Source organism: Luteimonas yanweni, from assembly GCF_039548475.1.
Lineage (GTDB): Bacteria > Pseudomonadota > Gammaproteobacteria > Xanthomonadales > Xanthomonadaceae > Luteimonas.
This window is the reverse complement of the sequence record NZ_JBCLVC010000008.1, coordinates 532,868-545,737: the sequence shown is the minus strand read 5'-3', so window position 1 is coordinate 545,737 and position 12,870 is coordinate 532,868. Positions and strand designations below refer to the sequence as shown.

The 12,870-nt window shown below is 69.3% G+C and carries 13 protein-coding genes; 4 read left to right on the top strand and 9 right to left on the bottom strand.

What is annotated here, in order from left to right:
- Positions 1-7: 7 nt before the first annotated feature.
- The 6 genes from selB to fdnG form a co-directional block, all read right to left on the bottom strand.
- The gene (gene selB / locus WCE39_RS06520; RefSeq protein WP_343275857.1) at positions 8-1,942 is read right to left on the bottom strand and encodes a selenocysteine-specific translation elongation factor; all 1,935 of its coding nucleotides are present in this window, start codon (positions 1,940-1,942) and stop codon (positions 8-10) included.
- Complete coding sequence (gene selA / locus WCE39_RS06515) at positions 1,939-3,369, bottom strand: L-seryl-tRNA(Sec) selenium transferase (RefSeq protein ID WP_343275856.1); 1,431 nt, start codon at positions 3,367-3,369, stop codon at positions 1,939-1,941. The genes selB and selA overlap by 4 nt, the downstream gene beginning before the upstream one ends.
- A gap of 3 nt (positions 3,370-3,372) precedes the next feature.
- On the bottom strand, positions 3,373-4,302 hold the full coding sequence (gene fdhE / locus WCE39_RS06510; protein ID WP_343275855.1) for a formate dehydrogenase accessory protein FdhE: 930 nt from the start codon (positions 4,300-4,302) through the stop codon (positions 3,373-3,375).
- 119 nt (positions 4,303-4,421) lie between these two features.
- Positions 4,422-5,066: a formate dehydrogenase subunit gamma gene (locus WCE39_RS06505; protein ID WP_343275854.1), complete on the bottom strand. Its 645-nt coding sequence runs from the start codon at positions 5,064-5,066 to the stop codon at positions 4,422-4,424.
- Positions 5,059-5,997, bottom strand: coding sequence for a formate dehydrogenase subunit beta (gene fdxH / locus WCE39_RS06500; RefSeq protein ID WP_343275853.1), 939 nt, complete (start codon positions 5,995-5,997; stop codon positions 5,059-5,061). Before fdxH ends, WCE39_RS06505 begins: the two co-directional genes overlap by 8 nt.
- Before the next feature lie 10 nt (positions 5,998-6,007).
- Positions 6,008-9,076: a formate dehydrogenase-N subunit alpha gene (gene fdnG, locus WCE39_RS06495; protein WP_343275852.1), complete on the bottom strand. Its 3,069-nt coding sequence runs from the start codon at positions 9,074-9,076 to the stop codon at positions 6,008-6,010.
- Positions 9,077-9,427: 351 nt separating this feature from the next.
- Here fdnG and WCE39_RS06490 point away from each other — a divergent pair, with 351 nt between their 5' ends.
- Positions 9,428-10,321, top strand: a complete 894-nt coding sequence (locus WCE39_RS06490; protein ID WP_343275851.1) for an acyltransferase — start codon at positions 9,428-9,430, stop codon at positions 10,319-10,321.
- Positions 10,322-10,354: 33 nt separating this feature from the next.
- Here WCE39_RS06490 and WCE39_RS06485 read toward each other — a convergent pair whose 3' ends face one another.
- Complete coding sequence (locus WCE39_RS06485) at positions 10,355-10,498, bottom strand: hypothetical protein (protein WP_343275850.1); 144 nt, start codon at positions 10,496-10,498, stop codon at positions 10,355-10,357.
- Between the two features lie 43 nt (positions 10,499-10,541).
- Positions 10,542-10,880: a YkgJ family cysteine cluster protein gene (locus tag WCE39_RS06480; RefSeq protein ID WP_343275849.1), complete on the bottom strand. Its 339-nt coding sequence runs from the start codon at positions 10,878-10,880 to the stop codon at positions 10,542-10,544.
- 160 nt (positions 10,881-11,040) lie between these two features.
- Between WCE39_RS06480 and WCE39_RS06475 the strand changes: the two genes are divergently transcribed.
- The 3 genes from WCE39_RS06475 (at position 11,041) to WCE39_RS06465 (ending at position 12,482) form a co-directional block, all read left to right on the top strand.
- Positions 11,041-11,280, top strand: a complete 240-nt coding sequence (locus WCE39_RS06475; RefSeq protein WP_343275848.1) for a hypothetical protein — start codon at positions 11,041-11,043, stop codon at positions 11,278-11,280.
- 42 nt (positions 11,281-11,322) lie between these two features.
- Positions 11,323-11,874, top strand: coding sequence for a YaeQ family protein (locus WCE39_RS06470; RefSeq protein WP_343275847.1), 552 nt, complete (start codon positions 11,323-11,325; stop codon positions 11,872-11,874).
- Positions 11,875-11,951: 77 nt separating this feature from the next.
- Entirely contained in the window at positions 11,952-12,482 is a 531-nt protein-coding gene (locus WCE39_RS06465; protein WP_343275846.1) for a hypothetical protein, read from the top strand.
- A gap of 39 nt (positions 12,483-12,521) precedes the next feature.
- On the opposite strand, the gene WCE39_RS06460 is transcribed toward WCE39_RS06465, so the two are convergent.
- Complete coding sequence (locus tag WCE39_RS06460; RefSeq protein WP_449283995.1) at positions 12,522-12,857, bottom strand: DUF1428 domain-containing protein; 336 nt, start codon at positions 12,855-12,857, stop codon at positions 12,522-12,524.
- Positions 12,858-12,870: the final 13 nt, after the last annotated feature.

Below are 12,870 nucleotides of genomic sequence, written 5' to 3'. Positions count from 1 at the left end.
TGCAACTCTACCCCGGTTCGTCGCGCAGGGCCTGCAGCCAGGCGCTGTCCTCGCGCAGCACGTGGCTGTCGCGCACGCGCCGGGTGAGGCCGGCGCGGTCGAAAAATTCGAGGAGCTGGATCGCGCGCTTCCGACCAAGGCCGGTGGCGTCGCGGAAACGCGCGGCTTCGATGCTGCCGTCACGCCTGGCGATGCCACAGGCAAGCGTGGCCAGCTCGCGCGTGCGGTCGCGGTGGTAGAACAGGTCGCGCACCGCCTGGTAGGCCTCCCCCTGCAGTGCGAGCGTGCGCAGCAGGCGGCGCACGCGCTCTTCCGCTACGTCCTCGACGCGGGCGAGGTCGCGCACCCACGGCGGGTCGAAGCCGCCTTCGGCGAGTCTTGCCAGCAGGCGGCCGGCGAGGACGCTGTCGGCCGGGTCCAAGGTGATGCTGTGGCCGGGCAGGTGCAGCCAGGGGCCGTTGCGGCGTACGCGACCGGCAGCCGCGAGTTCGTCGAGCAGCGCATGCCACAGCGCGGCGGGCGCCGTAGGCAGGGCGATGCGACGCAGTCGCGCTGCATCGGGACCGGGCTCGTCGGGGCTGTCGCGATGGAAGTCGGCAAGTGCCTGGCCGATGCGGGCCTGCAGCGCCTGCAGGTGTTCATCGGCGATGGCGACGCGCGCGGCGAGCCTTGGCGAGAGCCAGTGCGCACCGTGGGGCAGCTGCAAGCGTTCGGGTGGGATGCCGGTAAGGCGCACCAGGGCAGCTTCGTCCACGCCGTGCGGGGCCTGGTCCAGCACGGCGGCCAGGCCATCTCCATCAAGCATCGCTGCGATGCCGTCCAGCCAGGCCAGGCGCTGCGGCGAGCGCCGGCGTCGGGCCGGCGCGTTGGGGTCGAGCACCCGTCCGCCACCGATAGTGCGGCTGGCCTGGGCGTCGCGCACGATGAACCGGTCGCCGGGCGTCGCGCACAGCGCTTCATCGAACACCAGCTGCACGCGGCCGCTGCCGCCGGGCGTGATCTCGCCGATCGACAGCGGCACGGCGTGCGCCAGCCTGCGCGCCGTGCCCAGGTGGACGTGCAGCGGCGCCCAGTTGCCGACCGCGCCGCCGGCGTCGGCAAGCAGGCGCAGCTCGACGTCGATGTTGCGGCTGGGCAGAAAGGCGCGCGCATCGGCGATCCAGTCGCCGCGTGCGATCGCGCCCTTGTCGATGCCGGCAAGGTTGAGCGCGCAGCGCTGGCCGGCGTGGCCATCGGCGCTGGCCTGGTTCTGGGCATGGATGGCGCGTATGCGCACGGGCCGGCCGGCGGGTGCGAGCACCAGGTTGGCGCCGTTATCGTCTGCGCTGGTGCGGCCGCCGAACACGGTGCCGGTCACGACGGTGCCGTGGCCGGGGAGGGTGAAGGCGCGATCCACGGCCAGGCGGAACAGCCCGCCAGCGTCGCGCATTGGATGGTTCTTCGCGCACCGCTGCAGGTGGGTACGCAGCGCGTCGATGCCCGGATCGTTGCCGCTGGTGGCGTTGACGGCGAACACCGGTGCATCGGCCAGCGGTCCGCCCTGCAGCAGTGCCCGGAGCTGCGCACGCACCTCATCCAGCCGCGCGGCGTCGACGCGGTCGGCCTTGGTCAGCGCAACGGCGCCGCGGGCCACGCCCAGCAGCCCGAGGATCGCCAGGTGCTCGCGGGTCTGCGGCATCACGCCGTCGTCGGCGGCCACCACCAGCAGGCCGAAGTCGATGCCCGACGCGCCCGCAGCCATCGTGTGCACCAGCTTCTCGTGGCCGGGGACGTCGATGAAGCCGAGCACGCCGCCGTCGGGCAGGAGCGTATAGGCATAACCGAGTTCGATGGAGATCCCGCGCGCCTTCTCTTCCTTCAGCCGGTCGGTATCGACGCCGGTGAGTGCACGCACCAGGCTGGTCTTGCCGTGGTCGATGTGGCCGGCGGTGCCGACGATCACGCGCGCAGCTCCTCCAGCTGGCTGATGAAGGCGGCCTCGTCGATGTCTTCCAGGCAGCGCAGATCCAGCCACAGCGCATCGTCGGCAACGCGCCCGATCACCGGCCGCGACAGTTCCCTCAGCGCCTTCGCGAGGGAGCTGAGCGCGCGCCCGCGACTGCCCTTGCCGGCAAAGCGCAGCGACAGCCCCCAGCTCGGCAAGGCCTCGACCGGCATCGCGCCGCTGCCGATCTGGCTGTGCATGGGGGCGGCAGCAACGGTCCAGGATTCGCCGATCGCATGCTGCAGCGGCGCTGACAACCGCGCCGCCTGCGCCTGCATCGCCGCCTGCGGCCGGAGCATCAGGCGCAGCGTGGTCAGGCGCTCGGGCAGGAATTCGGGCGTGCGGTACAGCGCCAGCACCGGCTCCAGCGCGGCCAGGGTCAGCTTGCCCACGCGCAGGGCGCGCTTGAGGGGGTTCCTGCGGATCTTCGCGATCAGGTCAGCGCGGCCGACCAGCAGGCCGGCCTGCGGACCGCCAAGCAGCTTGTCGCCGCTGAAGGTGACGAGATCGGCGCCGGCCGCGAGCGTCTCGCGCACCGTGGGCTCGTGCGGCAGGCCCCAGCGGGCCGGGTCGACCAGGCTGCCGCTGCCCAGGTCCACGCCCAGGGGCAGGCCGTGTCCGCGCGCGATCGCCGCGACTTCGGCGGTGCCTACGCTTCGGGTGAAGCCCGAGATCGCGTAATTGCTGCAGTGGACCTTCATCAGCATCGCCGTGCGCGGGCCGATGGCGTCGGCGTAGTCGGCGGGATGGGTGCGGTTGGTGGTGCCGACTTCGACCAGGCGCGCGCCGGCGCGCTTCATGATGTCGGGAATGCGGAAGGCGCCGCCGATCTCGACAAGCTCGCCGCGCGAGACGACGACGTCGCGGCGATTGGCCAGCGAGTTCAGCATCAGCAGCACCGCGGCGGCGTTGTTGTTGACCACGGTGGCGGCTTCGGCGCCGGCCAGTTCGCACAGCAGGCCTTCGACCAGCGCGTCGCGGTCGCCGCGGCCGCCGCGCTCGAGGTCGAACTCGAGCGCCACCGGCGCGGTGAGCGCGCGCACCACCGAGGCCACGGCCTCGTCCGGCAGCAGCGCGCGGCCGAGGTTGGTGTGCAGCACGGTGCCGGTGAGGTTGAATACGGTGCGCAGGCGCGGCTGCGAATCACGCTGCAGCGCCTGAGCGAGGTCCGCGGCCAGCGCCTCCGGTTCCAGCGCGTGCCGCGGCAGCGTTCCTGCCAGCGCCGTCTCGCGCAAGGCATCAAGCCGGGTGCGCAGCACGGCGGTCACGCGGCCCGGTCCGTGCCGTGCCAGCAGCTCCCGCAGCCCCGGGTCCTTGAGCAGCCGGTCGAGCGAGGGGATATCGCTCGCCGATGCCGCTGCGCCGTCATCGCCAGCCGCGCGCATCGCTCAGTCCCCGGTGTCCTGCCACAGCAGCGGGTTGCCGCTGCGGCGGGCGTAGCCTTCTTCGCCCATCAGCATGTCCAGCGCCAGGCTGCCAAGGTCGTCTGCCACCGGCTCCACGTACAGGTCCTTGTTCTGGTGGAAGATCTTGCGGTAGCTCTTGCAGGCGTCGCAGGACTCGGCCCTGATCGCCTCCGGGCCATCCTCGATGAAGTGGTAGGCGATGCCCTTGGTGCTGGTGCAGTGGGAGCACTTCACCCGCTCAAGGTGCCATTCGCAGCTGCACAGCGGGCAGCACAGGTAACGGTAGCCGTCGTGGGCGCCGCCGACGCGGATCACGCTGGCCACCGGCGGCGTGCCGCAGCAGGGGCAAAGGCCGAAGCTGCCAACGGGCAGCTGCGACTCCTCGAACCCGATCGCCATCGCCGTCCAGTACACCTGCAGCGCAGCCATGACGAAGGGCGCAGGCGCCACGTCCGCGCCTTCGACGCGGCCGGCGAGGAGCGCATCGGCCATCTCCTCGACCCGCTGCGGGGTGGACTCGAGCGTGCGGCGCAGGGCGGTGCAGGCTTCGACGGCCTGCGCGGGCGTATCGCCATGGCCGCCGACGTCATCCAGCAGCAGCGCCAGCAGCATGCGCCACTCGGCGCCGCGCGCCAGGCTGGTGGCCGGCAGCGGTGGCATGTCGTGCGTTTTCGCCAATGCGACCGCGTCCGGGTCGGGTGCCGGCGGCGTGAAGCCCTTCAGCGCGCGGTGCTGGGCTTCCGCCAGGCTTGCCATCAGCCGGAGGTAGTCGCCGACCGCACTGGTTTCGGCCAAGCTGCGCAGGCGCGCGGCGCGATCGGAGAAGAAGCCCGCGCGCTGCGGCATACGCATGCGGGGAATGCGGGTGTGGTCGAGGTTTTCAATCTCGCCTCGCGGCAGGATGCGCGGCACGGTGCCTCCATGGGCAGCAGTAAAAGGACGGCGCGCCAGGGCGCGCCGTTGACCCCGATGGGGCAGGTTAGGTCATTGCCGTCGGCAAGGGCAAAGCCGCGGTCGCGCCGCGGCCCGTGTTACTTGCCCTCGGTGTCGCGGTCCAGTTCGCGCAGCCAGCCACGGTGGTGTTTCCACGCCCAGCCACGGGTGACCTGACCCTGCAGCATCGCGCGCATCGCGCCCTTGACCCAGAAGCCGGTATACGCGTGGAAGATGATCATGCAGATGATCACCGTGGCCAGGATCGCGTGGACGACCGAAGCCGCGCGAATGATCGTGACGGGGAAGATGGGTGCGAACCACGGCTGCCACATCACCACGCCGGTGGCGAGCAGGCCCAGCATGCACGCCACCAGGCCCCAGAACAGCAGCTTCTGCCCGGCGTTGTAGCGACCCACCTCAGGCAGCCTGTCCTCGCGTCCGGCGGCCACGTCGTCGATCTGGCGCAGCCACTGCCGGTCGCGCGCATCGATCCGGTTGGAGCCCCACATGCGCGCGGCGAACAGGAAGAACACCACGAACATGAACACGCCGATGAAGGGATGCAGGATGCGCGTCCAGGGACCGCCGCCGAACAGCGCGTACAACCAGCTCATCGCCGGATGGTAGAGCGCCAGCCCGGACAGTCCGGCCAGCACGAAGCTGATCGCCACCAGCCAGTGGTTGGTGCGCTCGTTGGCGCTGTAGCGGAGGATCTCGCGTGGTGGCCGATGCTCAGTCATGGCGATGCTCCTCTGCGCGGCTACCCGCGGGCGGACCCTCGGCGAGTGACTTCGCGGCCTCGCGCTCTTCCTCTTCGCTGACCACGTTGCGGCCGACGCGGACGTAATGGAAGAACCCGGCCACGGCGGTCAACGCCATCGCGGCCAGGCCCAGGGGCTTTGCCGCACCCTTCCACAGCGCCACCATCGGGCTGATCTTTGGATCTTCCGGCAGGCCGCTGTACAGGCCCGGCCTGTCGGCGTGGTGAAGCACGTACATCACGTGCGTGCCGCCCACCCCGGCCGGGTCGTACAGCCCGGCATTCTCGAAGCCGCGCGACTTCAGGTCGGTGATGCGAAGCGCGGCGTGCTCGATCATCCGCTCCTTGGTGCCGAACTCGATCGCGCCGGTCGGGCAGACCTTGGCGCAGGCCGGCGCCTGGCCGACCGCGACGCGGTCGGAACACAGCGTGCACTTGTAGGCCTTGTTGTCCTTCTTCGAGATCCGCGGCACGTCGAACGGGCAGCCGGTGACGCAGTAGCCGCAGCCGATGCAGTTCTCTTCGTGGAAATCCACGATGCCGTTGGTGTACTGCACGATCGCACCGGGGGAAGGGCAGGCCTTCAGGCAGCCCGGGTCCTCGCAGTGCATGCAGCCGTCCTTGCGGATCAGCCATTCCAGGCCGCCGTCCTCGTTCTCGTGCTCGGCGAAGCGCATCACCGTCCACGAGTGCGGGGTCAGGTCGGCCGGGTTGTCGTACACGCCCACGTTGTCACCGACCTCGTCGCGCAGGTCGTTCCACTCCATGCACGCCACCTGGCAGGCCTTGCAGCCGATGCACTTGCTGGCGTCGATCAGCTTGGCGACCCCGCCCGTGACCGGTTCACGGATGACCGGCGGCTGGGTGGTGGTGGCGGAAACGCGTTTGATGTCGAGCGATTGCAGGGCCATTGCGCGTCTCCTATGCCTTTTCCACGTTCACGAGGAACGACTTGAACTCGGGTGTGTTCGAGTTGCCGTCGCCGACCGAGGGCGTGAGCGTGTTGGCCAGGTAGCCCGGCTTGGCCAGGCCCACGAAGCCCCAGTGGATCGGGATGCCGACGTGGTGCACGGTCTTGCCGTCGACCTTCAGCGCGCGGATGCGCTTGGTCACCACCGCCACGGCCTCGATGTGGCCGCGCTTGGACGAGACCCGCACCCGGTCGCCGTTGCCGACGCCGATCTCGTGCGCCAGGCCTTCGCCGATCTCCACGAACTGCTCCGGCTGCAGGATCGCATTGAGCTTCGCGTGCTTGGTCCAGTAGTGGAAGTGCTCGGTGAGCCGGTAGGTGGTCCCCACGTACGGGTAGTCCGCCACCGTGCCCATCGTCGCCCGGTCGCTGTCGAACAGGCGCGCGGCCGGGTTGCTGGTGGCCTGCTGCGAGTCCGGGTAGACCGGGTTGTAGCCCAGCGGCGTTTCGAACGGCTCGTAGTGGGTCGGGAACGGGCCTTCGGCCATCGCGCTGCGCGCGAAGAAGCGGGCCACGCCTTCGGGGTTCATGATGAAGGGCCCCATGCCGTCGGCCGGGTCCTCGTCGCCCTTGTAGTCCGGCACGTCGGCGCCGCCCCAGCGTTCGCCGTCCCACCAGACCAGCGGCCGCTTCGGGTCGAAGGGCTGGCCGGCCGTGTCCGCGGAGGCGCGGTTGTACAGGATGCGGCGGTTGGCCGGCCACGCCCAGGCCCAGTTGAGGGTCTGGCCGATGCCGGTCGGATCGCTGTTGTCGCGACGCGCCATCATGTTGCCGTCCTGGGTCCAGGCACCGGCATAGATCCAGCAGCCGCTGGCGGTGCTGCCGTCGTCGCGCAGCTCGCCGAAGCCGGACAGCTGCTCGCCCGCGCGGCGGGTGATGCGCGAGGGGTCGTTTGCCGCCCGCAGGTCGTCCAGCGCGCGGCCGTTGTACTCCATCGCCAGCTCGGTCGCGCTGGGATGCCGGGGCTGGGCGTAGTCCCAGGTCAGGTTGAGGATCGGGTCGGGGAAGGCGCCGCCCTCGGTTTCATACAGCTCGCGCAGCCGCATGTGGATCAGGGCCATGATCTCGATGTCGCTCTTGGCCTGGCCCGGCGGTTCGGCGCCCTTCCAGTGCCACTGCAGCCAGCGTCCCGAGTTCACCAGCGCGCCTTCCTCCTCGGCGAAGCAGGTCGTGGGCAGGCGGATGACCTCGGTCTGGATGGCGGCGCTGTCGACGTCGTTGTGCTTGCCGTAGTTCTTCCAGAACTCGGAGGTCTCGGTCACCAGCGGATCCATGACGACCATGTACTTCAGCTTCGCCAGCGACGAGTTCATCTTCGCCTTGTTGGGCGCGGCCGCGAGCGGGTTGAAGCCCTGGCAGATGTAGCCGTTGACCTTGCCGGCATCCATCAGCTCGTAGGTCTGCAGCATGTCGTAGGGGCGGTCGAGCTTGGGCAGGTAGTCGAAGGCCCAGTCGTTCTCCGCAGTCGCCGCATCGCCCCACCATGTCTTCATCAGGCTGACGTGGAACTTCGAGTAGTGCTGCCAGTAGCTGAGCTGGTTGGGCCGCAGCGCGTTCTGGGTGCGCGCCTGGATATAGCCCTGGTAATCCTGCTCGCCCTCGTTGGGCAGGGTCAGGTAGCCCGGCAGCAGGTTGGTCATCAGGCCCAGGTCGGTCAGGCCCTGGATGTTGGAATGCCCGCGCAATGCGTTCATGCCGCCGCCGGCGATGCCGATGTTGCCCAGCAGCAGCTGCAGCATGGCGCCTGTTCGGATGATCTGCGAGCCGATGGAGTGCTGGGTCCAGCCCAGCGCATACAGGATGGTGCCGGCGCGGTCGGGGGTGGCGGTGGTCGCCAGCATCTCGACCACGGTCAGGAACTCTTCCCTGGTGGTGCCGCAGACGCGCTCGACCATCTCCGGGGTGTACCGCTCGTAGTGCTTCTTCAGCAGCTGGTAGACGCAGCGCGGGTGCTGCATCGTCGGGTCGGTGGCGACGAAGCCGTCGGCGCCGCGCTCGTAGTCCCAGCTGGACTTGTCGTAGGTGCGCGCTTCCGCGTTGTAGCCCGAGTACGTGCCTTCGTCGAACGCGAAGTCCTCGCGCACGATGAAGCTCATGTCCGTGTAGTTGCGGACGTACTCGTGCTGGATGCGGTCGTTGTCGATCAGCCACTTGATCGCCGCGCCCAGGAACACGATGTCGGTGCCGGTGCGGATCGGGGCGTAATAGTCCGCGACCGATGCCGAGCGGTTGAAGCGCGGATCGACCACGATCAGCTTGGCGGCGTTGTGCGCCTTGGCTTCAGTGACCCACTTGAACCCGCAGGGATGGGCCTCGGCTGCGTTGCCGCCCATGATCAGTACAACGTCCGCGTTCTTGATGTCGACCCAATGGTTCGTCATCGCTCCACGGCCAAACGTCGGGGCAAGACCTGCCACCGTCGGGCCGTGTCAAACGCGGGCCTGGTTGTCGAATGGGAGGATGCCGAGGCTGCGAATCACCTTGTGGGTGATGTAGCCGACTTCGTTGGGGCTGGCCGAGGCCGCGAGCATGCCGGTGGTGAGCCAGCGGTTGACCGTCTTGCCGTCTTCGGTGGTGGTGACGAAGTTGGCGTCGCGGTCGTCCTTCATCAGCCGGGCGACGCGGTCGATGGCGTCATCCCAGGACACCGCCTCCCATTTGTCCGAGCCGGGCGCGCGGTATTCCGGCTGCTTGAGGCGGTTGGGGCTGTTGACGAAGTCGAGCAGGCCCGCGCCCTTGGGGCAGAGCGTGCCGCGGTTCACCGGGTGGTCCTGGTCGCCCTCGATGTGGACGATGCTGGCGGCCGCGTTTTTCGCGCCGTCGCCGAGTCCGTACATGAGGATGCCGCAGGCGACTGAACAATAGGGACAGGTATTCCTGGTCTCGGTCATGCGCGCCAGCTTGAACTGGCGCACTTCGGCCATGGCCGGTGCCGGACTGGCACCGAGCAGCGCCAGGCTTGAGCCGGCGAGGCCCGTGCCCGAGACTTTGAGGAACTGCCGTCGATTCATGCTGACCATGAAGCGATCCTCGCGTCGAAGTGGCTGGACGGTCCGCTCGCGTCTGCCGTTTGCGCACGCGGGCGCATGGCGGCGTCGGTTCGTGGACCCATCTTGCTGGGGTGCCGCGCGGCGCCCGGTGGGCAGACGCGTGGAACTCCAGAACGCAGGATAGACTTCGCCGGTGAACAGGTAAACCACAGCGCGGCGCGGCCTTCGGCGACAGGACGGAGGGCGGTTCGTGCGCGGCTCAAGAATCGGGAATGGAACAATGACGGGCAGCAGGACACGGGCAGCGGGAGCGATGGCTCCGGGCATGCATCACGCCGGGCCGGACGCGGCACCGGTGGGCGGGCGCGGCGGGGTGCCCCTGTGATCGGCAGGTTGCGCGCCGCGCTGGTGCTGACGCTGATCGTGCTGAACACGCTGCTGCACGCGTTGCCGCTGCTGCTGGTGGCGCTGCTGAAAGCGGTGTTGCCGTTGGCCGGCTTCCGGCGCGGCTGCAACAGGGTGCTGGCGATGCTGGCGGAAAGCTGGATCGGCGCGAACTCGGCGATGGTTGACAGGCTTTCCGGCACCCGCGTCACCGTGCAGGGGGACGCGGCCCTGTATGCCGATGGCCACTACCTGGTGCTCGCCAACCACCAGAGCTGGGTGGATATCGTGGTGCTGCAGAAGGTGCTCAACCGGCGGATTCCGCTGCTGCGGTTCTTCCTCAAGCGCCAGCTGTTCTGGGTGCCGGTGCTGGGGCTTGCGTGGTGGGCGCTGGATTTCCCGTTCATGGGGCGCTACACGCGGCGCGAGATCGCGAAGAACCCGGAGCTCGGCCGGCGCGACATGGACGCCACGCGGCGCGCCTGCGAAAAGTTCAGGGCGATGCCGGTCGCCGTGATGAACTTCGTCGAGGGCACGCGTTTCACCCCCGAAAAGCATGATGCGCAGTCATCGCCCTACAGGCACCTGCTGAAGCCCAAGTCGGGCGGCGTGGCCTTCGTGATCGATGCGATGGGCGATGCGCTGCATGCGGTGCTCGACGTCACCATCGCCTATCCGTCGGGGCGCCCGACCATGGTCGACCTGATGGCAGGGCGCATCCCGGAAGTCCGCGTATTGCTGCGGCAACGGCCGATACCGACCGAGGTCATGGGTGCCCGCTACCAGGACGACCGCGTCGTCCGCGCCCGCTTCCAGCAGTGGATGAACGGGCTGTGGCAGGACAAGGATGCGGACATGCAGCGCCTGCTGGAGCCCGCCGGGAATCGTTGAGACCGTCGCGCCGGGGCGGCGACGGCGGCCGGTTCACTCGCCCGTGGGCGGTGCAGGCTCGGCGGCGGCCTTGGCGGCCTCGCGCTCGGCGCGCTTCCGGGCGTCCTTCTCGTCCTGCTTCTTCTTCTTCGCGAGCTCGCGCTGGCGCTTTTCAAATGAGTAATTGGGCTTGGCCATGGGTCACCGGTCAGTTATGGAGGCCCCAGTGTACCGCCCCGGCTCAGAACATCTGCAGCGGGATCCCGCGGGCGTTGCGATCGGCATAGTCCTCGCGCACCGCGCGGCAGTAGGGCCCACCCATCGGAAAGCGTCGGCAGACGTCGGGTCGGGACCCGTAGATCGAGCAGCCGCCGCCCGCAGGATCGACCGCGACGCACCAGCCGAACTCGTCGCGGGCCATCACGCGCAGGCCCGCGCTGGTGTAGTCGGTGAGGTGCTCGGCGACGTTGTCGCCGGGCTGCAGCACGACCGTCATGCGGCAGCAGACGGCGTCGCATGACGCGCAGTCGACCGCACTGGCCGGAGCCTCGGGCGTGCCGGTCTGGATAGTGGGGGGCATGGATTCGCACGCGGTGGGAGCTGCAGCTTAGCGTGCGGCGCATGAACGGAATCGCGGAGGCGCCGCGCCGCGCCCGCTTGACCCGCGTCAAGGCCCTCGGCTGGGCGCGTCGACATCATGGCCGGGCCGGACGTTCCGGCGGCTTTCCAAGGAGATCCCCATGCAGTTCGACCTGTCCGCCGGAACCTTCGACGTCACCACCCTGGCCGCGGCCATTCGACCGATCGATCCCGATGCCAGGATCACCATCGACAGCGCCAGCGGGCGCCTGGACGTGGTGTCCGTCGCCAGCCAGGCCCAGATCCTGGGCGCGCTGAAGCAGGTCGGCTACCAGGCCCAGCCGGCGGTGCACGAGCTTCACGTCAGCGGCGGCAGTACCTGCTGCGGCGGTTGCAGCTGAGCACAGCGTCTACAATCGCGCCTTCCCCGAGATGGCGCGCACATGGCTCCCAATGCCACGATCTACCGGCTTGACCTCCAGGTCAGCGACATGGACCGGCACCATTACGCCGGCTATGCGCTGACGCTGGCCCAGCATCCGTCGGAAACACCGGTGCGACTGATGGCGCGCGTGATCGCGTTCGCCCTCTACGCCCACGAGAAGCTGGAGTTCGGCCGCGGCCTCAGCAACGAGGAAGAGCCCGACCTGTGGCGGCGCGACTACACCGGTGACGTCGAGCAGTGGATCGACCTCGGCCAGCCCGATGAAAGCCGCATCCGCAAGGCCTGCGGCCGCGCCCGTGACGTCACGGTGGTCAACTACGCAGGCGGGGCCGCGGAGGTCTGGTGGAGCAAGGCCGCAAGCGCGCTGTCGCGACTGAAGAACCTGGCGGTGGTGGACCTGGACGCCGCGGCGGTGGAGGCGTCCGCCGACCTGCTGGAGCGCAGCATGAGCCTGACCGCGATGATCGAGGACGGCGAGATGCAGCTGCTGGGCGAGCGCGGCGGCGTCGCGATCAGGCCGCGCTGGCGGATGGGGCGGCCGGACGGCTGACAGTTCGCGTTCCGCCTGCTCACGTGCGGAGTACGGCGGGTCTGGAATGATCGGTCCAGGCCTCCTGGAGCCGCACCATGTCCGACAATCCACTCACCGGCGAAGTGTCCAACAGCAAGCTCGCGGCCGTGTTCGACACCGTTGCCGCGGCCCGCGACGCCGCCGCGGCGCTGGTCGCCGAAACCGGCCTGGAGCCTGCGCAGGTCAAGGTCATCGAACCCGGCGAGCCCGACGCCAACATCAAGCTCGAGCCGGAGGGCCGCGGCATCTGGCACACCATCATCGTGGCCCACGTGCGCCTGGGCATCGCCGGCGCGGTCGCGGGCGCGCTCGCGTTCGGCATCATGATGTGGATGGGCGTTCCCTTCGTGGCACGGTCGCCGGTGGCGGCCGCCCTGGTGACGATCTCATTCGGTGCGGTGGGCGGACTGCTGCTGGGCGGGCTGGTCTCGATCCGGCCCGACCACGACCGCTATGTCCATGCCACGCACGACGCGATGGATGCGCGGCGCACCACGGTGGTCGTGCACGCCCTGTCGCGCGAGCAGCAGGCGCGCGCCAGCGAGTTCCTGACCGCCCGTGGCGCCGAGGTCACGAACACGCTGTGAGCCGGGTCGCGCGGCCGTCGGGCATCATCCTGTTCATTTTCAGGCGCCGGAATCGAACACCGGCTCGAAGCCCGCCCACATCATCCGCATGCCGTCGAAGGGCATCTCGGGCATGTCGGCAGCGGCCATCTCAGCCTCCATGGCCTTAGAGGCCGCCTCGCAGGTGGCGCGGTCCGGCCAGGTGATCCAGCTGAACACCGGCACCTCGCCTTCAACCGCCTTGGCGGCGCGATAGAAATCGGTGCGTTTGCCGCGCGGCACGTCCTCGCCCCAGGCTTCCACCATGCCGAGCGCGCCGCCCTTGGCGAACATGTCCCAGCCCTGCCTGGCCATGTCGATGTACGCGGCGCGATTCGCCTCCGGAACCGCCAGCACGAAGCCCTGGTAC

Coding starts and splice junctions, on each gene's coding strand:
- WCE39_RS06475 (WP_343275848.1), top strand. CDS start 11,041: ATGCAGTTCGACCTGTCCGCCGGAACCTTCGACGTCACCACCCTGGCC.
- WCE39_RS06505 (WP_343275854.1), bottom strand. CDS start 5,066: ATGACTGAGCATCGGCCACCACGCGAGATCCTCCGCTACAGCGCCAAC.
- WCE39_RS06470 (WP_343275847.1), top strand. CDS start 11,323: ATGGCTCCCAATGCCACGATCTACCGGCTTGACCTCCAGGTCAGCGAC.
- WCE39_RS06480 (WP_343275849.1), bottom strand. CDS start 10,880: ATGCCCCCCACTATCCAGACCGGCACGCCCGAGGCTCCGGCCAGTGCG.
- selA (WP_343275856.1), bottom strand. CDS start 3,369: ATGCGCGCGGCTGGCGATGACGGCGCAGCGGCATCGGCGAGCGATATC.
- fdxH (WP_343275853.1), bottom strand. CDS start 5,997: ATGGCCCTGCAATCGCTCGACATCAAACGCGTTTCCGCCACCACCACC.
- WCE39_RS06485 (WP_343275850.1), bottom strand. CDS start 10,498: ATGGCCAAGCCCAATTACTCATTTGAAAAGCGCCAGCGCGAGCTCGCG.
- WCE39_RS06465 (WP_343275846.1), top strand. CDS start 11,952: ATGTCCGACAATCCACTCACCGGCGAAGTGTCCAACAGCAAGCTCGCG.